This is a genomic window from Stenotrophomonas maltophilia (assembly GCF_047497515.2).
GTDB lineage: Bacteria > Pseudomonadota > Gammaproteobacteria > Xanthomonadales > Xanthomonadaceae > Stenotrophomonas.
In genome coordinates this window covers 87,938-114,146 of sequence record NZ_JAXAXL020000003.1, presented here as the reverse complement: position 1 = coordinate 114,146, position 26,209 = coordinate 87,938, and the positions used below count along the sequence as shown (strand labels likewise).

Here is a 26,209-nt window from a genome sequence, read left to right as displayed (position 1 = left end):
GTGGCGCGCATGCCGATCGGCCTGCATCAGCGAGCATAGCGGTCAGCCACCGGGATCAGGATGGCTGATGCGAAACCACCGATACGTTGTGTTGGACATCGCCAAGGAACACCTCGGTGAAATCGCCAGCGTGCGACACCTCTTCCTGGAAGGCCATTCCATCCACGCCCATCGTCTTGAAGCTCGTCGCCAGGTCACGGTTGATCATGGCGTGCTGTGGAAGAAAGTCGCCGTAGTGCCTCTTGAGCATCCTCAATGGCGCATTGGGCAGCAGGATGACGTTGAGGTCCCGGAGGACCATTACCTGCAACAGGTAGGTCGGTATGCCTGCGCTGCCAAAACATGCGTACTGCCGGGCAAGGGCTGAATCCGTGGAGAACCACATGCCGTGCGTGATCCCGGACAACGGCTTGCCGGGGCCGAATGCACCGCCATGGAAGAGCTGCATGCCCGACGCCAGCGTCGCCCGCGAAAATGTGGACAACAGCGGCACCAGATCTGCAGGGGACGCCAAAGTAGTCATAGGGGTTGTACCTTCTGCTTGAGGATGCCTCCCATCAGGGCGGCGGGAAATCCATCTCGGCGATGACGCGCCGGCTGGACATCGCTCTCAAACTCGGAATCGCTCAGATCCATGATCTTCAAGGACATCCATCTCCGGTTGGCACAACGCTACAGGTTGGGAGGCACCGGCATTCCGCTCGGCCCGATACCAGCGACACACCCAATCGGCATAGCGCCGATGGTACTGCCGGCTTTGCGCACCGTACAGATACTGCAGGTAGAGGTCCCGCTCCACCTGCATCTCGGCAAGGAAGTGCGCGCGCCCTTTGCCATCGGTGTAACTCTGCGTGGCAAACACATCCATCGCACAGGGTCCGTTGAAGTGCAGGATGCCCGGATCGGCTCGACGCTTCGGTTGAATGATGCGTTCGAAGCCGTCGCCCTCGTCGCGGATGTCGCTGTCGGCGGGAAGCCCGGCGACCGAGGGCAGCCGCGAGCCGACGCTCACCAGCAGCCGGATCTGCGTCCAAGGCGTGCCGGCCCCTCTGCCCGGCCCTTCGATGACACGACCGTCCCGGAGTGAAAGATGGACGACGACCGCATTGTCACCGGCCCGATCGACACCGGAGCGCGACAGGTACGGCGCAACGAGCGGGTTCAACGGTCGCTCGACAGGCGGCTCGCTACAGCTGCAGAGCCCGACGAAAAACGCCAGCGCGAATCCGGCAGACCACGGAACGCGCCTGCCCGTCTCCCGTAGCGCTGCCATTTTCCTTGGCATGACGACCCTCCTCGCAATCCGCGTTATGCATGCACCAGTCGCGCAGCATGGTGTTCCTGCCCAACAACCGTCAATGGATGAAATCGTCCCCTGCCCCCGTATCGCGCTGGACCCATGCCTCCAGTGCCGCGGTATCCCGCATGTCGCCGCCATAGCGGCGATCCGGCAGGTGAGGCTCATTCGAACCGCGTACCCGACCGCGGAAGACCTTCATCGGCACCGAGATCCTGGCAACGCCGCTTGGCAGCACTTCCGGCCTCACGTCCATGTAGAGGCTGTCGGCGGAGGTCTCGACGCCCACCTGCAGCGCGCCCAATCGTTTCCAGAGATCCAGCGCATCCAGGCAGGCCGAACCACAGGCAGCGTCGGCCACGATCACCACCCGGCCCTTGTGCGTGGATATGACCTGGGGTGCCGTGGGTACTGGATCTGCCGTGGCCTCCGACGGCTCACGCCACAACACGTCGCCCCCGCGGCGCGCGCGTGCCATTCCTTCCGTCACGATTTCCAGCATGCGAATCAACTCCGGCGATGCATCGGGCGCCTGTTCCAGCTTCTGCAGGAAGCCGCGAAGCTGTGCGATGTTGGCCTCGGAGGTCCGCCACTCCACCCAGCTGCGGTCAGGCAGCGCATCCACGGCGGCGCGCCCCCAGATCAATCGCGCCAGCTCGATGCTCCAATGAGACGCCCCGCCGGTGTTGCCACGCACGTCCAGCACCACCTGCGGCGCCTGTTGCAGCGATCTGGGTGCAAGCGAAAGCGCCTCAAGCAGCGCTGTCAGCTCCTTGAAATTCTGTCCGGCCGGATCGGCATTGAAGCTGCTGGTGGTGATCCAATAGCCGCCATCATGCAGGGCGTGCCAACCGTTGGCCGGCCGGAAACTGCGACGGGTATCGGCCACGCGCTGTGTGCGCTGCGCCGGATCGAGCGGCGTCCAGTGCAGCGCATACGCCTGTTCGCGCCCATCTACGCGGAACACGCAGCTGCGCAGCGTGGGCAGGAAAGGATTGCCCTGCTCAAGCAACACCTCGCCACCGCCCTGGATGCGGCTGGCCTGAAGGTTCCATCGCCCACTGAAGTCGCCCACGCGGCGTGCGGCCAGCGCCGCCGCATCCACGCCGTCGCAGGACACCAGGTGTGCCCCCAGCGGCGGATGCCCTGGCCCACCGTCCACGCTCATGACCACCTGCATGCCGCCATCGAAGCCGGTCAGGAAGCCGGGCCATCGCATCGGCAACCCTGGCGCGCCGGCAAGCGCATTGACGCTGACATGGCCATCATTGAAGGCGGCCGCGTAGCCTTTCATGCTCCACCAGTAGCCGGCGAAGCTGTCCACCTTGCCTGCGCGTGATCGCGCAAGGGCAAGCGCATCATCCAGCTGGGTGGCGAATCCGGGGTTCTGCCGGTCCACCGCGCCGGGGTGACTGCCACGCATGGCCGCGTCAGCCGCGTCCAGATCTCTCAACAGCGTGTTCGACCAGTCTGTCGCCGTGGCTGGCGCGACGAACACTGCAGCGAGCAGCAGCCATGCGATGGCCATGGATTCATCCCTCCCCTGGATCAATCAGAAGTCTCGCAGTTTTCCGGGCTTCGGTACTGCGCCCGCCGCAACGGGCGCGGCATGGTGTCAGTGCAACGGCACCTTCAGCACCGAAGCCGACCCGGCCGGGGAACTGAAGCTCACCGTGCCACCCAGCTGGCTGATACCGGCATAGCGCAGATCCACCGTATCGACCACCAGGGTCAACCGACTGCCTGCCGGAAGGTTCCAGCTGCTCGCTTCCAGGCGCAGATCGATGGTCTTGGCCTGCCCCGGCGTGGCACCGCGCAGCGTGTACGGCTTGTGGCTGATCAACTGGCCGTTGCCCAGCACATCCTCGGCATACAGGTACGCATACAGCGTGGTGTTGGCGCGGCTCGGGGTCACCGTCAACCGCACTTCGGGGGCACCGTCCAGGCGGCGCGCGCTCCAGTACACCGGGCCCTGCCAGACGCCGGCGGCGCTGCGCCCGACGAACGGCATATAGGCGCCGGGTGGCAGGTTGATCATCTGCAGCGCCCCCGAGGCGAGCGCCACCCCGGAATTGGCCGCAGTCAGCAGGCCACTGCCGATGCGGTAGTTCCAGCCGGTGGCGCCGCCATTTTCGGCGAGGCCGCCGGTGGGCAGCAGCAGGCCACTCGGCGCGGTCAGGCCGTAGCTCACCGCGCCACTGTTGGTGGCCTGCCAGGTCGGATAGGTGCTCCAGCTGCCCTTTTGTGACTTCAGCTGCACGGCGGGCTGGCGGTCGATGCCATTGGCCACGGCCTTCAGGTAGTGATCGAACCAGTCACCCACCTGGTCATAGACCTCGTTGGGAATGCCCAGCGCGCCGAAGGCTTCGTTGAGTGCATGGTCACCGTGGCGCAACTGCAGCTGCTTGGGGCCTTTCAACTGGTTGAAGAAATCCACCAGCTGGCCCGGCGGGAACAGGCTGTCGTTGAAGGCGTTGGCGAGGAACACCGCGGGTTGATGCGCGTTGATCTCGGCGATGCTCGCCGAAGGGCTGCGTTGTGCGGCCACCGGCAGCAGTGAGTCCACAGCGCCCTGGTAGTTGCCCACCAACACGTTGCGGTTGATGGTGGCCAACTCCGCGCCAGGCCGGCCAGTGGCCAGGCCCGCAGCGACCAGCAGCGCGATGCCCTGTGCGCTGGGCGTAGCGTTGCTGTACAGCGAGGCCTGCAGATCGGCCCAGCCACTCAGTGCCGCCACCGCCTTGATGCGGGGGTCGCGTGCCGCTGCCAGCAGGCTGGTGCCCGCGCCATAGGAAATGCCCGAGACGCCGATCCGTGCCGGGTCGGCGCGGGTGTTGTCCAGCGCCCAGTCGATCAGCGCGCTGACATCTTCGACGGTCGCCGGCCCGGCGATGTCGATCGCGCCGCCGGACTCCCAGAAGCCGCGCGAACTGTAGCTGATGACCACGTAGCCGCGCTGGGCCAGCGCCTGTGCGACCCCCACGTATTCGACGCTGGGCACGGCCCAGCTGCTGGGCATCACCAGCAGCGGATAGCGACCGCTGCCCCCGTCCTGGGGTTCGATGACAAAGGCCCCGAGGGGTGTTCCGTCCCAGCTCGGAATGGTGCGGTGGGTGGTCTTGACCGTAGCCGCGAAAGCCGCGGGCGCCAGCCCGGCCAGCAGGATCAACAGCAGCAGAACCTTGCGCATTGTCGCCTCTCCCCGTAGGTGGTGATGCCACGGGTCGGACCGTACCAGTGCGAATGGTGGGTGACACCTTGCGACGCAGCATGGCGTTATCGACATGTTGGCCGCGATTGTCGGCTGAACAGGGGGCGATCAACGCCCCCTGCCCGGTTCCGCTGTTTACAGGTCCACGCCGAAGCCCATGCCCGCAGACTTTTCGCCGTTGCTGAAGGCACCGCCCAGCGAGAACGAGGCGCGCTCGCCAATGCGCTTGCCATAGCCGATCGACAGCGCCTGCTCGCCGCCCTGGAAACCTGCACCGACGGCAATGCGGCCACGCGGGCTCTGCGAACCGGCGGCATTGATGGCCATGTTCAACATGGCTGAGCCCATGGCCCCCATCCGATCGATACGCTGGTCCTGGTGGCGCAGGCGACGGTCCAGTTCCTGGCGCAGGCCGTTGTTGTCGAGGGCGAACTGGGCCAGGCGCTGATCGGTGTAGGCATTGGCCGAGGTCACCGCCTGCGCCGACTTGGTATCGGTGTAACCGTTGGCCGAAGACAACGTGGCCGCACTGCTGGCATCGGTGTACGACTTGGAGGTGCTGACCGCCGCGGCCGTCCTGCTGTCGGTATAGCCGTTGGCCGAAGACAGTGTGGTGGCACTGCTGGCATCGGTGTAGGCGTTGGCCGAACTGATCGCGGCCGTGGCACGCGTGTCCGCATAACCGTTGGCCGACGACAGCGTGGTCGCGTTGGCGCTGTTCATCTGGTTGAGATTGACCGCGTCGGTGCCCTGGGTTGCCGCAGCCACGTTGGTCAGTTGCCGCTCGTTGCCGGCACTACCGACCGACACCGTGTTGGCACGGTCGGCCACCGAGCCGTTGCCCAGCGCGACGCTGTCATTGGCGGTGGCCACGGCGCCATTGCCGACGGCGCTGCTGTTGGTGCCGCTGGCCTCGGACAGGCTGCCGATGGCAGTGCTGTTCTCGCCGGTGGCGTTGCTGCCGGCACCGGACGCGGTGGAGAACGAACCGGTAGCCGAGCTGCCGGAGCCACTGGCGCTGCTGAAATCGCCACTGGCGGTACTGCTGTCGCCGATTGCCGCGCTGTTGGCGCCGGACGCCGATGCGCCGACGCCAACGGCCGCGCTCTGGTCGCCCGAGGCACTACTGGCCGCGCCGATGGCCGTGCTGCCGGTGCCACTCGCGCTGGCGCCGGTACCAACGGCCGCTGACAGGTCGCCACTGGCATCGGCGCCATTGCCGCAGGCCATCGCAGCGGCGCCGCCAGCGGTGGCGCCCCCATTGGAAACGCCACCGAACCCATCGTCCAGCTGGCAGGTATCACCGGCCCACGCCGGTGCGGTTGCCATGGCCAGCGCCACGGCAAGGATGTGCTTGTGCATCGTCTTCACGGTACCCCCAAGGTCCATCAAGGAAGGTTTCCGGCGCCTGCCGGAAACGCTGGAAAACGGGCCGGTCCCTGAGCAGGACCGGCCCGGAGCCTGCGCACGCGTTACGGCGTGACAGTCAACGCGACGCGCACGGCGGTCTTCGGCGTGCCCGGATCATTGCTGCCCACGCAGACAAAGCCGGAATAGCTGCCCGGGGCCAGCCCGCCGGCATTGATCTGCACCTGCGTGGTCTGGTTGCCGCCGGCCACGATGCGGCCCAGCGCCCGCGAGGGCGTGCCGATCCAGCCGGCACCGCAGCTGTTGCTGCCGCCCAGGCCGTAGGCCAGGCCGGGCGCGCCGGTGGTGGCCGACCAGGCACCGCTGCCATCGGGATTGATGATGGCGCCGCGATACACGCTGTCACCGCTGGTGGCGTTGAACCAGAACCAGCTGGTGGCCAGCGGCGCACGCACCGAGACAACCAGCCAGTAGCGGCCGGCGGCCAGGTTCACGTTCTGGCCTGCGCCAGCCATGTCCAGGTTGATGCTGGCCAGCGTGGACGAGGTGCTGACACCGGCGCCGCCGACGGTCGTGGTGTACGACCACACTGCCAGCTGCGGCGACGATTCCGGATTGCCTTCGGGGTTACCGCCGTCATCGCGGAAGATCGACCAGTTGATGTTGGTCGAGGTTGCCAGCGTGCCGCCGTTGACGAAACCGTCGGCAACGATGCGGGTGATGCCCGTGGCTTCGGTGAGGGTGAAGTCATCGGCGGACAACTGTGCGCGTGCTCCCACCGAGGCGGCATCGGTGAAGCGGGTCGAGCGGCGACCGTTGGCGTTGTTCGGTGCCTGCGCCACCAGCGTACGCGTGCCCACGCCAGAGTTGTCGATCTGCCATTCCAGCGGCGAGCCGCCGGTGTTGCTGATCTGCAGGTTGACCGAACCACTGCCACCGCTGGGCAGCGTGAGCGAGCTGGTCGGCGGCGTGGCGGCAATCTGCGGCGGCGGTACCGAGACGGCAATCGGCAGGCGCAGCAGCGGCTGGCTGGTATCACCGCCCTGCGGCGCCACCGTCAGGCGGGCGAAACGCCAGCTACCGTCATTCGGCACCGAGCCGGTGGTGACGATCACCCGCACCGCCTTGCTCTCGCCCGGGGCCAGGGTGAACACCGAAGGGGACACCACGGCGGTCAGCCCGGTGACCTTGGCGGTCCAGGTCTGCCGGGTCGGCAGCACATTGCGGAATACGCGGGTGAAGCTGCAGCTGTCCGGGCATTTGCGCTTGCCCATGCTGGCGATGTTGAGCGAGGCGACATCACCACCGTTGGCCGGATTGGCCGCCAGGAAGTTGGCCTTGGTCTCGTTCAACACCAGGCCTGCACGCAACGCCTGATCGACCTGGATGCGACCGGCGCCCATGGCGAAAGCATCGGCCGGGGTCACCCCGTCTTCCTTCAGCACTTCCTGGCGGGCGGTCATCATCAGCGCCGAACGCGCTTCCTGCACGGTCCAGTCCGGTCGTGCCTGGCGCAGCAGGGCCGCGGCACCCGCGTGATGCGGCGACGCCATCGAGGTGCCGTCCATCAGGCCCACGGCATTCTCCGAACCGGTGACGCTGGTGCCGGCTACCACCGCCAGCACGCGCACACCGGGTGCGGTCACGTCAGGCTTGACCAGATCGAAGATGCCGGCCGGGCCGCGCGAGCTGAAATCACCCAGTACGTCCGGGGTGTTGCTGACCTTGGTGGCCGGATAGGCGATGCCGCCGGTGGCGGCGTTGCCGACGCTGTTGGCGAAGGTGCGCAGCGCGTCCGCATCGGCCTGGTCGATGGCAAAGGCCGGCACGGTGGCACCGGCCACGTTGGGCAGGATCGGCGTCGGCTGGTTGTTGGCGATCAGCACGGCGATCGCGCCTGCCGCCGCCGCATTGTTGACCTTGTCGCTGAAGTTGCACGAGCCGCGGCGCACCACCGCGATCGCACCCTGGAAGCTGTTGGCCGGGAACGCGGCGCAGCCATCGTTGGCGGTATCGATACCGGCACTGACCCGCATCGGCGTGGTGGCGGGAATCGGCGTAGTGAACGGCACCCCGCCCGAACCTTCGGTCAGCAGGATCACGCTCAGTGCCGGCGGCACCGTGCCGGGGCCACTGACGGCGGCATACAGCTCGATGTCGCCGCGGCCATGGGTCGCGGCAGCGGTGCTGCCGGTCCACGGTTCCAGATGGCCCAGCGTGTTCGGCCCCGGGCCGGAATTGCCGGCCGAGGTGGCCACGTAGATGCCGGCGTCGGACGCATTGAGGAAGGCCAGCGACACCGCTTCACCCCACGGCGCGGTGCCACCGGCAATGGAGTAGTTGATGACATCCACCACGCCGTCGGCCAGCGCCTGGTTCACCGCGGCCAGCGTCGAGGTGTTGGGGCAGAAGCCGCGTCCGGTGGACACTTCGGTGTAGCAGGCGTCGTAAGCGATGATGTTGGCGCGCGGCGCAACGCCGGAAATATGGATCTGGTTGCCACGGTAGCTGGCCGTATGGGGATTGCCTGCCGCGGTGGATGCCGTGTGGCTGCCGTGCCCGTTGGTATCACCGAAACCGGGCTCCTCGCGTACATCGGCAACGCCGCACTGGTTGCCGGGCGCCGCACAGACGAAGTCATAGCCACCGATCAGCTTGCTGTTGCAGCGCCCATCATCGACGCCACCGGGCGCGCACGTGCCCAGATAGTTGCCCGCGCCCAGCGGATTGACGTGCTCGTAGCCATCTTCGGCACGGGCGGTGAACGCCGGGCTGCCGAAGTTGATGCCCGAGTCGATGACACCGACCACGATGCCCTCGCCCCGATACGGCGTGGGCGTGCCATTCCATACGGCCGGCGCGCCGATCAGGCCGGGGCCGACGTCGGTGTCCTGCTCGTACTCGCGGTATTCCTCCACCAGCTCCACGTCGGGCAACTGGCGTACGCGCTCGGCTTCCTGCGGGTTCATCTGCAGCACCGAGGCATTGATGGCGTGCTGCATGCGGCGCTCGACACGCACACTGCGGCCCAACGTGGCATTGATGCGTGCCTCGTGCTGCACCTGCCGATCGGCCAGGAAGCGCACGTAGTCACGCGAGCGTGCACCCTGCACCGCAATCCGCGGCGTGGGCGTGTTCCCGGTGGCCGCCGCCGCACGTGCGGCACTGGCCGACGGACGCAGCCGCTCCGGTGCCGCCAGGCCGCGGATATCACCCTTGTAGGTGGCCAGCGGTTCTTCGCGGTAGACCACGATGTAGCGGTTGGAAAGCTCGCCCAGGCCGCTGCCCAGGCTGGGCGCGGCCGGACCGGCAGGATTGCTGACTCGCGCATCCACCGACGGATTGCCGCTCTTGGACTGGGTGGCGGTACTGCGCACGCCGACGGCGGCGGCCGCCAGTGCGGCACCGGCCACCAGTGTCAACGCGACCCATTTGCTTCGTTTGATCCATGCATTGCGCATCGAATACCCCTTCAATGAAAGCCCGAGATGCACGCCGGCGCAGCGCCGGCGCTGTGATGTCTGGTGCTTCAATGGCTGGTGCCGCGCGTGGTCCCCAACGCCGTACACCCTGCTGCCTCCCCGGCAGCGACCCCGACACTACCCTAAAATTTGACGTGCCGCACACTTTTCCAAATTCGCATTGACAGCGCCGGGCTGTACGGACCGGTACGGACCGCCCGAGTGCGTGTCCAGTGGCGATCGCATCGCAACCAATGCTATGAGTGCACGCCACATACATTACTGCAGGGATGCCATGGAGTTGCGACGCGTCAAACCGCTCTGCCTGGTGCTGTGCCTGATCGGCCCTGCGGCGGCCGCCGAATCATCGATTCCCGATGCCGCAGCGCGGGCGGTCTTCGCGGAGGCCGACGCACTGTGCCGGTCGGATGCGGGAGCGTTGTGGGGCGCATCGCTGTGCGGGCCGGTGATGCTGGTCGACCCCTCCAGCCGCGAACTGGCCGCTTCGCATCCGGACGCACAGGGACGGCTGGTCGCACGTGACGGGGTTTTCGTCGGCCAACTCCCGGCCGATGCGATGGTTGCCAACACCGCGGTCGACTGGTCGGGCACCCGTTGGACACAGCTGCGCTGGCCACTGCCACAGGATCTGGCGCGCCGCCGCACGCTGCTGGCACATGAGATGTTCCATCGCCTGCAACCGGAACTGTCCATCGCACATCCTGCCGAAGGCAGCAATGAACACCTGGACACGTTCGATGGACGCTACTTCATGCAACTGGAATGGCGGGCGCTGGCGGCCGCCCTCTGCACAGCCGATGCCGATGCACGGCGTTCCGCGGCCGCCGACGCGCTCGCGTTCCGCGCCGCGCGCCACCGCCTCTTCCCAGCGGCCGCGAGCGAAGAAGCCGCACTGGAATTGAACGAGGGCCTGGCCGAGTACACCGGCGTGATGGTCGGCAATCCGGCAGCGTCGGCGCGCATCGACGCCGCGTTGCACGATCTGCGCGCCCACGTCGACGACCGTAGCTTCGTCCGATCGTTTGCGTATGCCACCGGCCCGGCGTATGGCCTGCTGCTGGACCAGGCCGCTCCCCGCTGGCGCGACGAGCTGGGCCAGCGACCCCGCGATCTCGGCACGCAACTGGCAGAGGCAGCGCAGATCACGCCGTCCCTCGACGAACCGGTGTTGCGCGCTGCCGCCGCACGTTATGACGGGCCTGAACTGCATCACGCCGAAACCCTGCGCGAGCAGCATCGCATTGCGCAGCTGCAGCAGAACCGGGCGCGTTTCGTGACCGGGCCGGTGCTGCGGCTGGATCTGCGCAGCATGCGCATCCAGTTCGATCCCAACACCCTGCAGCCGCTGCCGGGCAGTGGCACGGTCTATCCGACGATGCAGCTGAGCGATGCCTGGGGCACCCTGCAGGTGACCGGCGGTGCGTTGATGCAGAGCGACTGGAAAGCCGTGTTCGTGCAGGCACCGGCACCGGAAGGGTCGTTGTTGCAGGGCGAAGGTTGGTCGCTGCGCCTTGCGCCGGGCTGGTCGGTGGTGGCGGGCGCACGCTCTGGCGACTATGTGTTGAAGCCGCAGCCCTGAGCCTTGCCACAGGCGTCGCACCGCCCTAGCACGCGCGCATTTCAGCCACCCATCGCCTGATCTGACACGTTGCCAGTGCTTGCGCACTGTCACAGCTTCGCCTTTTCGTCGTTGACCGAAAGGCGACAGCTTGTGACGCTTGCGACACCGCAGGGCCCCGCTGGCCCGCTCGTTGCGGTCACGCCTCACCGCACTCCGCAGCACCTGCATTCCGCATCCGCACCGTCTCCACATGACCTCGCTCTAGCAAGGCCATGGCAGGCGCGTGCGCCCTGAACCTTCTATTGGAGCACCGCAATGCGCTTTGCAAGCTTCTTCTTCGCGCTCGTCCTCAGCGCCGTCGCCGGCGCCGCCCAGGCACAGGTCGTCACCCTCAACAAGGGCGGCTTCGTGCTGACCTACGATTGCGGCATCCACAGCGCGACGCGTTACGAATACACCCTCACCGCTGACACCGGATCGGCCGCGCGCCCGTCCAGCTTCTACAAGGACCCGGACCTGCCGGCCGGCTGCCTCGGCCAGACCAGCACCGCCTCGTATGCCAGCATCAGGTCCGGCTATGACCGTGGCCACCTGGTGACCTCCAACCACATGGACTACAACGCGACCTATATCCGCCGCGCCAACTACATGACCAACATCGTGCCGCAGGTATCCAGCTTCAACCAGGGCATCTGGGTGAAGGCCGAGAACGTGGCCGAGTGCTACCGCGACATCGCGCCGGTGGACGTCTACGGCGGCGTGGTCTACGGCGATGCGTCCAACGACTACTTCCTGTCCAGCCACGGCATCCCGACGCCGGAATTCTTCTGGAAGACGATCATCACCCGCGACCCCAACACCGGCACGGCCAAGGCGATCAGCTGGATCATCCCCAATGAAGCCAACCTCGGCAGCCTGGACAGCTACCTGGTCACCATCGCCGACCTGGAGGAGCTGCTGGGCGCCAGCTACGTGGCCATCAATGCGCCGGCCTCGCTGAAGAACATGCTGCCGGCCACCACCTGGCCGCAGCCGGCAGGCTGCGACCTGAGCTGATGCGGTTCACGCATGCGCGGGTAGGGCCGGCCGTGTGGCGCAAGTGTCGCTAGAATCGTAGCCCCCCACCGCCTCGCCCCAGCATGCGCCTGCTCCTGGTTGAAGACTCCGACGTGCTTTCGCAGACGCTCAGCCGCGATTTCCAGGCCGAGGGACATGTCTGCGACCTGGCCCGGGACGGCGAAGCCGCCCTGGGCTACCTGTTGGCCTACGACTACGATGCGGTGGTGCTGGACCTGATGCTACCGCGCCTGGACGGGGTGACGGTGCTGCAACGCTACCGCGCGCAGGGCGGTGGCGCCCCGGTGCTGGTGCTGTCGGCGCGCGACCACGTGTCCGACCGCATCCAGGCGCTCGACGCCGGCGCCGATGACTATCTGGTCAAGCCCTTTTTCCGCGATGAACTGATGGCGCGGGTGCGGGCGCTGTTCCGGCGCCCGTCGCAGACCCTCCCCGCGCAGCTCCAGGCCGGTCCGCTGCTGCTGGACCCGCGGACCCGCTCGGTGCTGGTCGCCGGGTTGCCGCTGTCACCGACGCCGAAGGAGTACGGCCTGCTGGAACTGCTGCTGCGCAACCGTGGCCGCGTGATGTCGCGGCAGATGATATTCGAGCGCCTGTACGACACCCAGAGCGAGGCCTCGGACAAGGTGGTGGAGGTGATCGTCAGCACCCTGCGTACCAAGCTTGAGCGCGCCGGCGCGACGGGCCTGATCGAGACCCGCCGCGGCTTCGGCTACTGCATTGCATGAGCACGGGTACGCGCGGCACCGGCTCGATCTACCGCAGCGTGGTGCTGAGCACCCTGTTGGCGATTGGCGCCGCGGTCGGTGCGCTGTTCTTCACCATGGATTACTGGGTCGACCGCGAAGTGCATGCGCACCTGGACCGGGTGCTGCTGGAGCGCGCACGGACCCTGCAGGGCCTGCTGCCGCTGACGATGGCACGCCAGCGTGACGGCAGCCACGGCAGCGACGCCGGCAGCATCGACCTGGACGTGGAGTTCTTCAGCCTGTACGCCACCGACGGCCGCCTGCTGCGCCAATCCACGCGCAATGCGGGACGCTCGCTACCCTACCCGGGTCCCGCAGCGCGCCAGCCGCGTTTCTACGACGCGGCGCTGCCCGACGGCCGCCACGGGCGCGCGGTGGCAATACCGGTTCAGGTGTTCGCCGCTGGCCGCGCGCGCGAAGCCACGCTGGTGGTGGCCAATGACCGCGAAGGTTGGGACAAGGCCGAAACCCGTATCCACAGCGCGCTGCTGTTCGCCACGCTGCTTATTTCCGCGCTGGTTTCGCTGATGGCGATCGGCCGCGTCCGGCGTGCATTCGCGTTCCTGCACCGCGCCTCCGCACAGGTCTCGCGGCTGGACGTGAACGAGCCGCTGCAGCCCATCGGCGCGCAGTTCCCGGCCGAGCTGGCACCCTTCGCGAAGGCCTTCAATACCGGCGTGCAGCGCCTGTACCAGGCGGTCGACCGCGAACGTCGCTTTGCCTCCAACGTGGCACATGAGCTGCGCACCCCGCTGGCGGAAATCCGCAGCAGTGCCGAGTCGGCGCTGGCAGCCCAGGCGCCGGATCAGTCGCGGCAGGCGCTGCAGGACACCGTGGAAGCGACCCTGCGGATGCAGCGCAGCGTGGATGCGTTGCTGCAGCTGGCCCGGCTGGAATCCGGGCAGGACGTGCCATTGAGTGATCCGCTTGACCTGCAGGATCTGCTGGCGCAAGCGGTGCGTGCCGCCCAACGCACGCCGTCCAGCGATGCGCGCGCCATCGTGCTCGGCACCGGGGGCGCACGCTGGGTCACCGCCGATGTCGCGATCCTGGAGCGCATCTTCGCCAATCTTCTGGCCAACGCGCTGGAATATGCGACCGGCGCAGGCGACATCGATTGCGCTGTCGAGACCGCCGCCGATGGGCTCTGGGTGCGCATCAGCAACCCGGCCGAGACGCTTCGCGAGGACGATCTGCAGCACTTCGGCCAGCGCTTCTGGCGCCGTGACCCGCAGGGCGGCACTGCGCGCCACGCCGGGCTCGGCCTGGCCTTGTCGCTGGGCCTGGCCCAGGCCCACGGCGTGCAGTTGTTGTTCGACGTGCGCCACGCTCGGCTTCACGTGCGGTTGGGACCGTTCGCGCCGTTGTAGCGGCCTGCCAAAGCGTTTCCAAAGGTTCGGCTGGCACCGTGCCCGGGTTGCTCCACAGGACCCGCTTCGATGCCCTCCTCCCCTTCCCCCGCGACCGGCCGGCCATTGCTGGCGCGGCGCATGCTGCTGGTTGCCGTTCCCCTGCTGTTGATTGCAGTGCTGGTCGTCTGGCTGTGGCCGACGCCTGCCACGCCGCCGCCAGCGGCCGCCAGCGCGGCGAACGGCCCACTGGTGCTCACCGCTGAACAGATAGCCGCGCAGGGCATTGCCAGTCAGGCAGTGGTCGCGGCCGGCACCTATCCACTGCCAGGGCTGGCGGCCGAAGCCAGCGCGCCGCTGGACGCCAGTGCACGCGTGGTCGTGCCGTACGCCGGTGTGGTCACCCGGCTGCTGGTTGATGAAGGTGCGATGGTCGAACGCGGGCAGGCCCTGGCCAGCATCCAGAGCCGCGAGGCGCTGGCCGCGCAGGCCGCGCTGATCAGCGCACGCAGCGATGCATTGGCGGCGGCCAGCCAGGCCCGCCGCGACCGTGAGCTGCTGGCGGCGGGTGTCGTGCCGGCCGCACGCGACGAACAGTCGCGCGCCCGCGCCGCAGCGGCACAGGGCGTACTGCAACAGGCCGAGGGCGCAATGGCGCACCTGCGCATGGCCCGGGACGGCATGCCAGGCGAATACATCGTGACCGCGCCGATGGCCGGCCAGGTCCTGCGCCGCGACGTCGACACCGGCCAGACCGTGGACGCACTGGCGTCGGCCTTCCTGATCGCCCGCCCCGGACCGCTGGATGTGCGTTTCAACCTGCCGGTGCAGTACCGCACGGAGATCGCCCTTGGCCAGACGCTGCAGTTGGCCAGCGGCGAAGACGCCGTGGTGCAGGCCATCGGTGCCGATACCGATGCGGCCACGCAGAGCCTGCGCGTGCGTGCGCGGCTGGCGTCGCCCGGCGGCGTAGTGGCCGGACAGCAGTTCGCAGTGACGCTGCAGGTACCGGCGCCACAGGGCAGCCTGCGCGTGCCCGGCTCGGCCGTGCTGCCGGCTGGCGCCGGCCACAGGGTCTATCGCATCGACGCTGGGCGCATCGACGCAGTCGAGGTGCAGCGCGTGCTGGGCAGTGACGGCGAGCATGCCGTGATCCAGGCCGCCGGGCTTCAGCCCGGGCAATCGGTGGTCAGCCGCGGTACCGCCCTGCTGAAGGCGATGGTGCCGGCCGCCGCGTCGCAGGGGGAGTAAGCCATGCTCTCGCGATTGATTGAATTCTCGCTGCGGCAGCGGGTGCTGGTGCTGTTGCTGTCCGCCGCGATCGCGGTGGCCGGCGCGATGGCTTTCCTGAAGCTGCCGATCGATGCCTATCCGGACATCTCGCCGACCCAGGTCAAGCTGATCCTGAAGGCACCCGGCATGACCCCGGAGGAAGTCGAGGCGCGTGTGATCACGCCACTGGAAATGGAGCTGCTGGGCGTACCGCGCGGCACCCTGCTGCGCTCCACCGCCAAGTACGCGATTGCCGACATCACCATCGATTTCGCCGAAGGCACCGACATCTACTGGGCACGCCAGCAGGTGGCCGAGCGCTTCGGCAACGTCGCCGCGGATCTGCCGCCCGACGTCAACGGTGGCCTCGCACCGATCTCCACGCCGCTGTCCGACGTGTACATGTTCACCCTTGAAGGCGGTGGCCTGAACCTGGCCGAGAAGCGTTCGCTGATGGACTGGACGCTGCGCCCGGCGCTGCGCACGCTGGCGGGCGTCGCCGACGTCAACGTGCTGGGCGGCTATGCGCACAGCGTGGTGGTGGTGCCGGACCGGGCGCGGCTGGCCTCGGCCGGGCTGGACTTCCGTGACCTGGTGGAGGCTTTGGAACGCAACAACCGCAATGATGGTGCTGGGCGCCTCGACGCGGGCGAAGAAGCGTTGATCGTGCGTATCGAAGGCGCGTTGCGCACACTCGATGACGTCGCTGCCGTGGTGGTCAAGCCGGGCCTGCCACCGGTGCGGATCAGCGACGTCGCCTCGGTACGCGCCGAGGCGCGCACCCGCTATGGCGCGGTGTCGCGCGACGGCAAGGGCGAAGCGGTCCAAGGCATCGTGGTGGCCCTGCGGGGCGCCGATGCCTCGGCGCTGGTACGCGATATCCGCGCCAAGCTCGATTCGCTGGGCTCGAGCCTGCCGCCGGGTGTGCGCATCGTGCCGTTCTACGACCGCAGTTCGCTGATTACCCGCGCGGTGAGCACGGTACAGAATGCGCTGCTGGAGGCCACGGTGCTGGTCGTGGTGCTGCTGCTGGCCTTCCTCGGCGGCCTGCGCCCGGCGCTGGTGGTGGCGTTGATGCTGCCGTTCGCTGCACTGGGCACGTTCCTGCTGATGCGCCTGACCGGCATGAGCGCCAACTTGATGAGCCTGGGGGGGCTGGCCATCGCCATCGGCATCCTGGTGGATGCGGCGGTGGTGGTGGTGGAGAACGTGGTCAGCCGGCTGGACCCGGCAGGCCCTGGCGCACGCCTGCCGCGCCTGCACCGCGTGTTCGTGGCGACCCGCGAGGTGGCCACACCAGTGGCCGCGGGCATCTTCATCATCTGCCTGACCTTCATGCCGTTGCTGACCCTGGAAGGCCTGGAGGGCAAGATGTTCGCACCCGTGGCGCTGACCATCGTGTTCGCACTGGCATCGTCGCTGCTGCTGTCGCTGACCCTGGTACCGGTGCTGTCCTCGCTGCTGCTGAAGGAACAGGCGCATCACGAGCCATGGTTGATGCGGCAGATCCTGCGCGGCTACACGCCGCTGCTGGGGGCCGTGCTGCGGCGGCCGGCGCTGGCCTACGCTGCCGCCGCCCTGGCGCTGCTGCTGGGCGCGGCCGCCTATCTGGTCACCGGCAAGACCTTCATGCCGTCGATGGACGAAGGTGACCTGCTGCTGCAGGTGCAGAAGCCCGCCTCGATCAACCTGGAGCGCTCGCAGGCCATCGACGGTGCGATCGAACGCGCCCTGATCGCCGGCATTCCGGAAATCCGCCACGTGGTCACGCGCGTCGGCTCGGACGAACTGGGGCTTGATCCGATGGGCCTGAACGAGAGCGACCTGTTCATCGAGCTGGCGCCACGCGACAGTTGGCGCGTGGCCGACAAGGAATGGTTGATCGGCGAAGTGCGCACGGTGATGCAGGCCTTCCCCGGGGTCGAGTACGGCTTCACCCAGCCCATCGAAATGCGCGTGGCGGAGATGCTGACCGGCAGCCGCGGTGACCTTGCGATCAAGATCTACGGGCCGGACCTGGAGGTACTCGCATCGTTGGCGCAGCGCACCCAGGCCACGCTGGAGGCGGTATCCGGTGCCGAGGACGTGCTGACCCAGGCCGCCGACGACGTGGCCTACCTGCAGGTGAAGGTCGATCCCCTGGCGGCCGGCCGTGCCGGGCTCGCCGTCACCGATGTGCAGGACGAACTGCGCGCCCAGGTGGAAGGCGTGTCGGCCGGACAGATCATCGAGCCGGACCGGCGCATTCCGCTGTTGGTCCGCGGTGATGGCGAGGTGCGAGGCTCGGTGCAGCGCTTCGGCCTGCAGTCGCTGGCCACGCCGGACCAGGGCAGCATTCCGTTGACCGCACTGGCCAGCGTGGCGCAGACCAGCGGCCCGGTGATGGTGCGCCGGGAGGCCGGGTCGCGCTATGTGCTGCTGCAGGCCAACGTCAACGGCCGCGATCTGGTCGGTTTCGTCGAAGAGGCACGCGCCGCGGTTGCGCGCGATGTGCCGCTGCCACCGGGCTACAGCATGCAATGGGGTGGCCAGTTCGAGAACCAGCAGCGTGCGGCGGCGCGCCTCGGCGTGGTGGTGCCGGCCGCCATCGCGCTGATCTTCGTGGTGCTGTTCATGACCTTCGGCTCGGTGCGGCAGGCGGCGCTGATCCTGGGCAACGTGCCGTTCGCGATGGTCGGCGGCGTGCTGGCGCTGTGGTTTTCCGGGCAGTACCTGTCGGTGCCGGCGTCGGTTGGTTTCATCGCCCTGCTCGGCATCGCGGTGCTCAACGGCCTGGTGCTGGTGTCCTGCTTCAACCAGCTGCATGCGCTGGGCCATTCGATGGACTACGTGGTGCGCGAAGGTGCCTTGCGCCGCCTGCGCCCGGTGATGATGACCGCGACCATTGCGGCGTTCGGCCTGGTGCCACTGCTGCTGGCCACCGGCCCCGGCTCGGAGATCCAGCGTCCGTTGGCGATCGTGGTGATCGGTGGACTGGTTACGTCCACCGCGCTGACCCTGTTGCTGCTTCCCCTGCTCTACCAGCGCTACGGCCAGCCGGCCGTGGCGCGTGAGGTATCCCCATGACTGAACTGGTTCGATTCAACCTGGTGTTCCCGCCCGTGCTGGAAGACGCCATCACCGAATGCCTGATCGCTGCACCCGGCATGCCCGGCTTCACCCTGCTGCACGCCGAAGGCCACACCAGCGACTTCAGCAGCGCGCAGGTGCCCGAGCAGGTGCGTGGGCGGGTGGAGCGGCGGGTGCTGTGGATGGTGCTGCCCTCCACGCGCGTGGGCGAGCTGCTGGTGGCACTGCGCAAGGACGTCGCCTCCGGCGACGCACGCTGGTGGACCGAGCCGGTGCTGGGCATGGGGAGGCTGGCATGAAGCCGCTCCACCCAGCGCTGTTGGCCGCCGCGCTGGCCCTGCCCGGGTTCTGCGCCCACGCCGCCGGCGACGACCTTCCATCGCCCGAGATCGTGCGGGTGGCCCTGCAGGGTCATCCACAACTGCTGGCCGCGCGCGCCGAGCATGAGGCGAGCGGCTACGGCGCCGAGGCCGTGCAACGCGGGCCGTACGAATTCGAAGCCAGCGTCACCCCACAGCAGCGACGCAGCGATGCCGACGGGCGCTTCAACGAGTGGGAAGCCCAGCTCGGCCGCAGCGTCCGCCTTCCCGGCAAAGCCCGGCTGGACCGCCAGATCGCCACCCAGATGCGCGAGGTGGCCGACCGCACGCAGCACGGCGCGCAGCTGGCGGTGGGCGAACTGCTGCTGGAGAGCTGGATGCAATGGCTGGACGCGGAGCAGGTCCTGCAGCTGACCTCGGCACAGCAACAGCTCCTCGCCCGTGAGCGCAACGCCGCACGCCAGATGCACGACAAGGGCGCCCTGTCCACCTTGGACCTTGACCTGATCGATGCCGATCTGGCCTCGGCCAAAGCGCGCCTGATCGGCGCCCAGGCAGCCGCAGCGCAGGCCCGGCAACGGCTGCACCTGCGGTTCCCCCATCTGCCGGTGCCCGAGCGCGCACCGCCGGTGGCCGAACCGCAACCGCTTCCGCTGGACACCACAGCGCTGTCGGCACAGCTGCTGGAGCGCAGTACGGCACTGGCGGTGGCGCGTGGCAGGGCCGCCGAACAGTCACTGCTGGCCGAGCGCGCACGCGCCAATCGCCGCCCCGATCCGACGGTCGGTGTGCGCTGGCTGCGCGAGGGGCGCGATCCCGAGAATGCCGTTGGCGTGGTGATCAGCGTGCCGTTCAGTGGCGGCTACCGGCGTGCGCAGGCACAGCAGGAATCCGCCCGCGAGGCGGCGCTGCATGCGCAGGCACAGGACGTGCAGCGCGACGCCCAGCTGCAGGTCTGGGATGCACTGCACCAGGGGCGGGCGTTGCAGGACCGTTGGCAGGCCGAGCGCGACGCGCTCGCCGCGCATCGTTCCGCTGCCGAGCGCAGCCGCCGCGCCTGGGAGTTGGGCGAACTGGGCATGGGCCAGTACCTGCTGGCTGAACGCGCCCTGCTCGACCGCGAACTGGCGGAACAACAGGCACGTACCCAGGCCGCCACCGCAGCCCGGATGCTGCAGCTGCGGGCGGGCCAGCTGTGGAGCGGCGTCCTGCAGCCGTGACCGGCAAGGGGGAGCGGGCGATAATGGGTGCTTGTCGTTCCCCAGGAAGTGCTGATGTCCCCCTACCCCTTCGATGCCGTGCTGTTCGACTGTGACGGCGTTCTGGTCGATTCCGAGCCCCTGGTGGCCCGCGTACTCTCTGAGATGCTGACCGCGCGTGGCTGGCCGTTGACCCCGGCACAGGCCGGCGAAGTGTTCCTGGGCCAGTCGGTGGCCCACCTGGCGGGGCTGATTGAAGAACGCACCGGCAAGCCGTTCACCGAGGAATGGCTGGAGCAGTTCCGCCTGCAGCGCAACATCGCGCTGGAGCGTGACCTGCAGGCGATCCAGGGTGCGCCGGGGGCGGTGCGTGCGATCGCGGCGGCCACCGGCGGCCGGATCGCCTGTGCTTCCGGTGCCGACCTGCACAAGGTGCAGCTGCAGCTGGGCAAGGTCGGCATCCTCGATGCCTTCGGTGGGCACGTCTACAGTGGCCAGGACATGCCGAACACCAAGCCGCACCCGGATGTCTACCTGGCGGCGGCCGCCGCGCTGGGCGTGGACCCGAAGCGCTGCGCGGTGATTGAAGACACCGTGACCGGCGCCACCGCGGGGGTGGCGGCAGGCGCCACCGTGTTCGGCTTCAGCGAAGGTGGCCCGCACCACAGCACGCCGGAGGCGCTGCGCGCGGCCGGCGCGCAGGTGATCTTCCAGCGCATGGAAGACCTGCCGGCCCTGCTTGCCGGCTACGCGGTCGACGCGGTCGCCTGATCTTCGTTCAGCCCGCAGCGCCCAGCGAGGCGCTGCGGCGCTTTGCTGCGTAATGCAGCGCAAACAGGTACAGGCCGGTGAACAGCTGCAGGAACAACGGGGGCAGTGGCGAGTAGGTGATCCACGCCGCAGGTTCACCCTGCCCCATCGCGCGCGCCACGAAGTTGGCGATCACCGCCAGGGTGAACACGATCGAGGTCCAGCGGTGCACCGGCCGCACCCAACCACCGCGACTCATTGGCGACGCCTCGCTTCGGAGCGGGCTTCAATCATCTTCCAGCCGTTCCCGGAAGGATCACGGAATCCGGCGTCGATGGCGCCGAAGCGTTCGACCGGCGCCTGGGTGAACTCGACTCCCTTTGCCTGCCATTGCACGTAGCACGCCTGGCAGTCGTCCACCGCCAGCACCAGCGGCGGCATCGCCCCCTTGGCCACCAGCTGCTGCAGCGCCTGCGCCGTAGCCGTGTCATGGGTCGGCGGACCGGGAACGAACAGGCCAAGCTGGAAACCGTCCTGGCCGGGGCTGCGCACGGTCAACCAGCGGTAGCTGCCATTGCGCACGTCGGTGTGCACCTCGAAACCGAGCGTGCCGACGTAGAAGGCGAGTGCTTCATCCTGGTCGCGCACATACAGGCCGACCGTGTTCACGGTATTCGTCATGGGACCTCCCTCAGATGCGGTCCACGTTAGCAACGGCCTGGCGGCGGCGCTTCTCCGAAACTGCGATGTTGAGGTCAGGCCGCTGCGCCGCTCGCGCATGGCATTCGGGCACGCTCTCCGCCACGGCCTGCCCTGCACGCTCGCGGTCACGCACGTTGCCGGGGCTGTCACCGGTGATGTCGCGGAAGATCCGGCCGAAGGTTCCCAGGCTGGTCCAGCCCGTCTGCGCCGCGATTTCGGTGATCGCCAGATCGGTGTCACGCAACAACGCCACCGCCCGCTCGATGCGGCGGCTGAGCAGATAACGGTGTGGCGGCAGGCCGAAGGCCTGCTTGAACGAGCGCGCGAAGTGGGCGGGAGAGACCGCGCTGACCTCGGCCAGGCGGGCAACCGGCCAGTCTTCATGGCTGGCCCGGTCCATCCGGTCCTTGGCACGCAGCAGGCGGCGCAGCAGTTCGGGGCTCTGGTTCATTCGCGCAGGGCAAGGGCAGCGGTCGTTGGCCGCAGACTGGGTGGTACGGGCGGTGGCGTCAACCCGGCTCAGCGCTGCGCAGGCAGCTCCAGCCGGTGCTTGCGGCACAGCCGGTACACCGTCACCCGCGAGATCTGCATCTGCCGTGCGCACTCGGACACGTTGTAGCCCGTGTGGCGCAGCGTCTGCAGCAGTACATCGCGTTCGGCCTGGCCGCGCGCGTCGTGCAGCATCGCGCTGGGCAGCGCCTGTGCCGCCTCGCCCAGTTCAAGGTCACGCTCGCTGATCAGCTCGCCTTCGGCCATGATCGCAGCCCGCTGCACGCGATTGAGCAGTTCACGCACATTGCCGGGCCAGCCAAAACGCCGCATCGCCTGGCTTGCGGTGGGCGAGAAGCCGCGTGCGCGCACCGCGTGGCGCCGCCGGAAGCAACGCAGGAAGTGCTCGGCCAGCAACAGCACATCGGCGCCGCGCTCGCGTAGCGGCGGCATCAGCAGGCGCAGCACGTTGAGCCGGTAATAGAGATCGCTACGGAACCGTCCCTGCGCCACGGCCTGTTCCAGTTCCACGTGGGTCGCGGCCAGCACGCGGACATCGGCACGCAGCGACTGGCTGCTGCCGACACGCTCGAACGTCCCCTCCTGCAACACCCGCAGCAGGCTGGTCTGCGCCTCGCCGGGCAGATCGCCCACTTCATCCAGGAACACAGAGCCGCCGTGGGCAGATTCGAACACGCCGATCTGGCGCTTGTCGGCGCCGGTAAAGGAACCGCGCTCGTGCCCGAACAGCTCCGACTGCACCAGGTTGGCCGGAATGGCACCGCAGTTCACTGCGATGAAAGGCTTGCCGGCACGCCCGGACAGCGCATGCAACGCGTGCGCGGCCAGCTCCTTGCCGGTGCCGGTTTCGCCGGTGACCAGCACCGGCAGCTCCACCGGCGCGAACTTGTGCAGCACCGTGCGCACCGCATGCAGCGCCGGACTTTCGCCGATCAATGCGCGCGGCTCCTGCCCAGCGCAGGCCTCGTCGGTGGGTGGATCATCCGCCTCGAATTGGCTGCGCATCGCGCAGACCAGGTCCTGCAGGCCGAATGGCAGGGTGAACCGCGCAGGACAGTGCTGCAGCACGGGCAACCATGCCGACGGTGTGGCGCCTGCCCCCGGCGGCAGCACCGCCAACCAGGGTAGATGTTTGTGCTGCTCGATCCATGGCACGAGCAACTGCAATGCCGTCGCATCCAGGTGGCGAAGATCCAGCACCGCGAGCAATCGATCGCGGCCACGCAACCCGATCGCCATGGCAGGGTCAGGTTGAATGCTGCGCACGTACCAGCCCGCGGCGGCGAGCGCACTGCGCTCGTTCGGCAGCGGCTGGCCAAACCACAGCACACAGCGTGAGCTTGAAGCTTCCGGGACCGCCGCCATGCTTCCCCCAGCATCCGGACTCCGTCGGCGGACTGTCAGTCGATCACCGGCGTGCCGCCCTCCGCCGGGACTCCCACGGCCACCAGGGCGGCCTTTGTTGGGCGGATCCTAGCGCTGCGCTAAACGGCTGCGCAATGAGCAGCGCGTAAAGAAATCATCGACTGAAGCGGTACCGTTGCAGTCCGCGGCGGCGCCTGTAACAACAATGCGACAGTCGGCCAACCGCCTTGCCCCGTGGCGCCTGCGGGCTGCGCAATCCCAACACTTTCGCGACGCCGTTGTAACGCATCGGCAGCACCCCACCCCGCGGCACTGCAGGCATCGGCTGCTGCACCAGCCTTTGGCAGTTGGCACGGTTGATGCGTGGTTCCGCCGCACCCATCGCGGGAGATCGGCATGGACGGCAGCACCCTGAATTGCGGACTGGCGGTATCGCTGGCGCTTGCCCTGCTCGCGGTATCCCCAGCGACGGTCGCCTCCGGCGCCCGCCAGGGCGTGAAGGCACAACCGGGCGAAATCGTCCTGTTGCGCGATGTCTCCACACGGCCGGCCTATCGCATGGCGCCCCCGGGCGTCGCGCTGATCGCCGACCCCAAGCCGCAGCGCGAAATTGCCGCTGCGCTGGGCGCCGGCAACCCGTCCAGCGGAATGGATGAACTGAGCGACGAAGACTACGCCGGCATGGGGGCGGGCCACAGCGCCGCACACGCCCCGGCGCACGGCACCACGGTCGAACGCGTGACCCAGCAGGCGCTCGGCGGCACGCTCGGCCGCGGCAGTGACAACACGATCGGCAGCAGCCTTGGTGGCGCGCTGAGTGGACCACTGGGCGCGGTGGGCAGCAGCACGCGCGGCATCGGCGATACGGTACGCGGTGCACTGGCCCAGTTCCCGTTGCAGGGCCCGGCCCAGGCGGGTGGCAAGTGAAGCGCCTGCGCTGGCCATTGCTGCTCATCGCGCTCACGCCGTGGGCGGCGCTGGCCGATGACTACAGCGGCATGCTGGCCTACCTCGACGTGGCGCGCATCGAGGGCCGCGCACTGGCCGGTGCCAGCGGCGCGATCGCGGTGAACCAGGCCGCCGGTGATCTCAACCAGCAGGCCAACCTGCGCGGCTTCGCCAAAGGCGAGCGTGCCGACGTGGCCACCAGTGCCCAGCAGCTGCAGCGCGGCAACCGGGTGCTGTCGGCGCCGTTGCAGGCACGCGCCGGGATCCACGGTGACGCGCTGGCAGGCGCCAGCGGCATCGCATCCATCAACCAGGCCAGCGGCATCGCCAACACGACGCTCAACGTCGTCAGCGCGACGCTGGCCCGACAGGGCATACGCGAAACCGACGACTCGGCCTTGGCCGGCGAAGGTTCCGCGTTGGCAGGGGGGCGGGACGACGCCGGCCACGGCGTCGCTGCCGGTACCCGCAGCGCCGGTGTAGCCAGCACCGCACTGCGGGGATTCGACGGTGTCCTGCAACTCAATCAGATCGCGGGCAGCGGCAACGACACGGCCAATGTGCTGGGCCTGGTCGTGCAGGACCGCCCGTGACAACCACCCAACCGATGCACCACCTGATGAGAGAGAGGGCACCATGAAAGCGACCGTCAAACGGACCATGCTCGCCATGGCGATTGCCACTGCCTCGACCGCCGCTGCGGCCAATGGCTGGGACAACCAGAACGCCAACGCGAACATCAACCACAACCACACCGTCAGCGAAACCCGCAACGACACCCACAATCACACCGACAACGACGTGCGCAACCGCACCGTCAACGTCAACGTGCAGAAGCACAGCACCATCCAGGCCGACGAACGCAAGGAAAAGAACAACCACGGCGTTGACGTGAACCTGGAAAAGGACCTGCGCCTGAGCACCGACGTCAACTTCTCCGGTGACCCGACCATCACCGGTGACATCGACCTCGACTCGGCGGCCATCGCGGTGATCGACAACCGCCAGTCGATCAGCAACAACGCCACCAGCAACAGCCTGGTCACCAACCGCGCCTCGATCGGCGACAACGTAGGCGCGGGCGCGTCCGGCAACCTCGGCTTCAACGTGGTCTCCGGCGACAACAACGCGCAGGACAACGCCGCATCGCTGTCGGCGGCCGACGCCTCCTTCAGCTTCGGCATGGCCGATGCCGAGGTGTTCGTCAACCAGGCCGGGTTCGGCAACGTCACCCAGAATTCCGGGGTGACCAATGCTGCCAGCCTCGGTGGCAACGCCTTCGGCGGCGCGTCCGGCAACATCGGCGTGAACATCGCCTCGGGCAACAACAACGAGCAGAAGAATGCGCTCGCCGCCTCGGTGGCAACCACCGCCGTGGCGCAGTCCAGCATCAGTTCCAACCAGGTCTCCACCGGCAACTCGGTCAGCAACGCCGGCTTCGTGCGGTCCTACACCGATACCGTGCAGGTCGGCATGCGCGGCAGCGTCAGTGGCCTGACCCTGGGCTACGGCGCGGGCACCTACCGCGGCACCGGCAACGCCTACCAGATGGCCAACTACTACCTGGATACATGGAACGGCGCACTGCCGCACCCGGGTGGCAACAGCACCGGCCACATCGACCTGGACAACGAGATCCAGAACGCCACGATGAACCCCAACCGGCCGGGGGTGGGCGGCCTGGGCTTCGATACGCGTGAAAGCGGCACCAGCCAGTTCGTCGAACTGGGCGTGGCCGACCTGTATGCCAGCCTCAGCGGCACGGTCAGCACCACGCGCTGGGTGAACGTGGATGCCACCAACACCTCGGCGTTGTCGGGCAGTGCCTTCTCCGGCGCCTCCGGCAACATCGGCGTGAACGTGGCCTCGGGCACCGGCAACCTGCAGGCCAACAGCCTCGCCCTGGCCGTCGCCCAGCCCAGCACCGGCGGCGGTGGCAGCGGCGAGTAAGCGCAAACCCCGGCCGTCCGCCAATGGCCG

At 68.1% G+C, this 26,209-nt stretch carries 21 protein-coding genes and 2 pseudogenes; 12 read left to right on the top strand and 11 right to left on the bottom strand.

Annotated elements, in window-relative coordinates:
* Positions 1 to 55: 55 nt before the first annotated feature.
* From ACMZPQ_RS07430 to ACMZPQ_RS07400, 7 genes and pseudogenes are all read right to left on the bottom strand, one after another.
* Entirely contained in the window at positions 56 to 493 is a 438-nt protein-coding gene (locus tag ACMZPQ_RS07430; protein ID WP_197580799.1) for a hypothetical protein, read from the bottom strand.
* A 117-nt stretch (positions 494 to 610) separates the two neighbouring features.
* Positions 611 to 1,165, bottom strand: coding sequence for a hypothetical protein (locus ACMZPQ_RS07425; RefSeq protein ID WP_197580798.1), 555 nt, complete (start codon positions 1,163 to 1,165; stop codon positions 611 to 613).
* Positions 1,166 to 1,355: 190 nt separating this feature from the next.
* The gene (locus tag ACMZPQ_RS07420; protein ID WP_197580797.1) at positions 1,356 to 2,825 is read right to left on the bottom strand and encodes a S41 family peptidase; all 1,470 of its coding nucleotides are present in this window, start codon (positions 2,823 to 2,825) and stop codon (positions 1,356 to 1,358) included.
* Positions 2,826 to 2,912: 87 nt separating this feature from the next.
* The gene (locus tag ACMZPQ_RS07415) at positions 2,913 to 4,487 is read right to left on the bottom strand and encodes a S15 peptidase family protein (protein ID WP_197580796.1); all 1,575 of its coding nucleotides are present in this window, start codon (positions 4,485 to 4,487) and stop codon (positions 2,913 to 2,915) included.
* Positions 4,488 to 4,643: 156 nt separating this feature from the next.
* Positions 4,644 to 4,883 (bottom strand): annotated as a pseudogene (locus ACMZPQ_RS07410) (YadA-like family protein); the annotation flags it as partial.
* A 294-nt stretch (positions 4,884 to 5,177) separates the two neighbouring features.
* Positions 5,178 to 5,738 (bottom strand): annotated as a pseudogene (locus ACMZPQ_RS07405) (YadA family autotransporter adhesin); the annotation flags it as partial.
* A 242-nt stretch (positions 5,739 to 5,980) separates the two neighbouring features.
* Positions 5,981 to 9,337 carry a S8 family serine peptidase gene (locus ACMZPQ_RS07400; protein ID WP_197580794.1) on the bottom strand — a complete coding sequence of 1,119 codons (3,357 nt, stop codon included), beginning with the start codon at positions 9,335 to 9,337 and terminating at the stop codon, positions 5,981 to 5,983.
* Positions 9,338 to 9,632: 295 nt separating this feature from the next.
* Here ACMZPQ_RS07400 and ACMZPQ_RS07395 point away from each other — a divergent pair, with 295 nt between their 5' ends.
* The 9 genes from ACMZPQ_RS07395 to ACMZPQ_RS07355 all read left to right on the top strand — a co-directional run bounded on the left by ACMZPQ_RS07395 (position 9,633) and on the right by ACMZPQ_RS07355 (position 20,725).
* Positions 9,633 to 10,937 carry a hypothetical protein gene (locus tag ACMZPQ_RS07395; RefSeq protein ID WP_197580793.1) on the top strand — a complete coding sequence of 435 codons (1,305 nt, stop codon included), beginning with the start codon at positions 9,633 to 9,635 and terminating at the stop codon, positions 10,935 to 10,937.
* Between the two features lie 297 nt (positions 10,938 to 11,234).
* Positions 11,235 to 11,975 (top strand): DNA/RNA non-specific endonuclease, encoded by a 741-nt coding sequence (locus ACMZPQ_RS07390; RefSeq protein ID WP_197580792.1) that lies wholly within the window; start codon positions 11,235 to 11,237, stop codon positions 11,973 to 11,975.
* An 83-nt stretch (positions 11,976 to 12,058) separates the two neighbouring features.
* Positions 12,059 to 12,724 (top strand): response regulator transcription factor, encoded by a 666-nt coding sequence (locus ACMZPQ_RS07385; RefSeq protein ID WP_197580791.1) that lies wholly within the window; start codon positions 12,059 to 12,061, stop codon positions 12,722 to 12,724.
* Positions 12,721 to 14,115 carry a histidine kinase dimerization/phospho-acceptor domain-containing protein gene (locus ACMZPQ_RS07380; protein ID WP_197580790.1) on the top strand — a complete coding sequence of 465 codons (1,395 nt, stop codon included), beginning with the start codon at positions 12,721 to 12,723 and terminating at the stop codon, positions 14,113 to 14,115. The genes ACMZPQ_RS07385 and ACMZPQ_RS07380 overlap by 4 nt, the downstream gene beginning before the upstream one ends.
* A gap of 69 nt (positions 14,116 to 14,184) precedes the next feature.
* A complete protein-coding gene (locus tag ACMZPQ_RS07375; RefSeq protein ID WP_197580789.1) occupies positions 14,185 to 15,345 on the top strand; it encodes an efflux RND transporter periplasmic adaptor subunit in 1,161 nt (386 codons plus the stop codon).
* 3 nt (positions 15,346 to 15,348) lie between these two features.
* Positions 15,349 to 18,432, top strand: coding sequence for an efflux RND transporter permease subunit (locus ACMZPQ_RS07370; protein WP_197580788.1), 3,084 nt, complete (start codon positions 15,349 to 15,351; stop codon positions 18,430 to 18,432).
* On the top strand, positions 18,429 to 18,734 hold the full coding sequence (locus ACMZPQ_RS07365; protein ID WP_197580787.1) for a DUF3240 family protein: 306 nt from the start codon (positions 18,429 to 18,431) through the stop codon (positions 18,732 to 18,734). The genes ACMZPQ_RS07370 and ACMZPQ_RS07365 overlap by 4 nt, the downstream gene beginning before the upstream one ends.
* Positions 18,731 to 19,975, top strand: a complete 1,245-nt coding sequence (locus tag ACMZPQ_RS07360; protein ID WP_197580786.1) for a TolC family protein — start codon at positions 18,731 to 18,733, stop codon at positions 19,973 to 19,975. Before ACMZPQ_RS07365 ends, ACMZPQ_RS07360 begins: the two co-directional genes overlap by 4 nt.
* A 54-nt stretch (positions 19,976 to 20,029) precedes the next feature.
* Complete coding sequence (locus ACMZPQ_RS07355) at positions 20,030 to 20,725, top strand: HAD family hydrolase (protein WP_197580785.1); 696 nt, start codon at positions 20,030 to 20,032, stop codon at positions 20,723 to 20,725.
* 7 nt (positions 20,726 to 20,732) lie between these two features.
* Here ACMZPQ_RS07355 and ACMZPQ_RS07350 read toward each other — a convergent pair whose 3' ends face one another.
* From ACMZPQ_RS07350 to ACMZPQ_RS07335, 4 genes are all read right to left on the bottom strand, one after another.
* The gene (locus ACMZPQ_RS07350; protein WP_197580784.1) at positions 20,733 to 20,963 is read right to left on the bottom strand and encodes a hypothetical protein; all 231 of its coding nucleotides are present in this window, start codon (positions 20,961 to 20,963) and stop codon (positions 20,733 to 20,735) included.
* Entirely contained in the window at positions 20,960 to 21,385 is a 426-nt protein-coding gene (locus tag ACMZPQ_RS07345; protein WP_197580783.1) for a VOC family protein, read from the bottom strand. Before ACMZPQ_RS07345 ends, ACMZPQ_RS07350 begins: the two co-directional genes overlap by 4 nt.
* A gap of 10 nt (positions 21,386 to 21,395) precedes the next feature.
* Positions 21,396 to 21,857, bottom strand: coding sequence for a helix-turn-helix domain-containing protein (locus ACMZPQ_RS07340; protein ID WP_197580782.1), 462 nt, complete (start codon positions 21,855 to 21,857; stop codon positions 21,396 to 21,398).
* Positions 21,858 to 21,925: 68 nt separating this feature from the next.
* A complete protein-coding gene (locus tag ACMZPQ_RS07335) occupies positions 21,926 to 23,281 on the bottom strand; it encodes a sigma-54 interaction domain-containing protein (RefSeq protein ID WP_197580781.1) in 1,356 nt (451 codons plus the stop codon).
* A 396-nt stretch (positions 23,282 to 23,677) separates the two neighbouring features.
* Between ACMZPQ_RS07335 and ACMZPQ_RS07330 the strand changes: the two genes are divergently transcribed.
* From ACMZPQ_RS07330 to ACMZPQ_RS07320, 3 genes are read left to right on the top strand one after another with little or no spacing between them, the layout of a single operon-like run.
* Entirely contained in the window at positions 23,678 to 24,208 is a 531-nt protein-coding gene (locus ACMZPQ_RS07330; RefSeq protein WP_197580780.1) for a FapA family amyloid fibril periplasmic chaperone, read from the top strand.
* Positions 24,205 to 24,822 carry a FapB/FapC family functional amyloid domain-containing protein gene (locus ACMZPQ_RS07325; RefSeq protein ID WP_197580779.1) on the top strand — a complete coding sequence of 206 codons (618 nt, stop codon included), beginning with the start codon at positions 24,205 to 24,207 and terminating at the stop codon, positions 24,820 to 24,822. Before ACMZPQ_RS07330 ends, ACMZPQ_RS07325 begins: the two co-directional genes overlap by 4 nt.
* Positions 24,823 to 24,865: 43 nt before the next feature.
* The gene (locus tag ACMZPQ_RS07320) at positions 24,866 to 26,179 is read left to right on the top strand and encodes a FapB/FapC family functional amyloid domain-containing protein (protein WP_197580778.1); all 1,314 of its coding nucleotides are present in this window, start codon (positions 24,866 to 24,868) and stop codon (positions 26,177 to 26,179) included.
* The last annotated feature ends 30 nt before the right edge of the window (positions 26,180 to 26,209 follow it).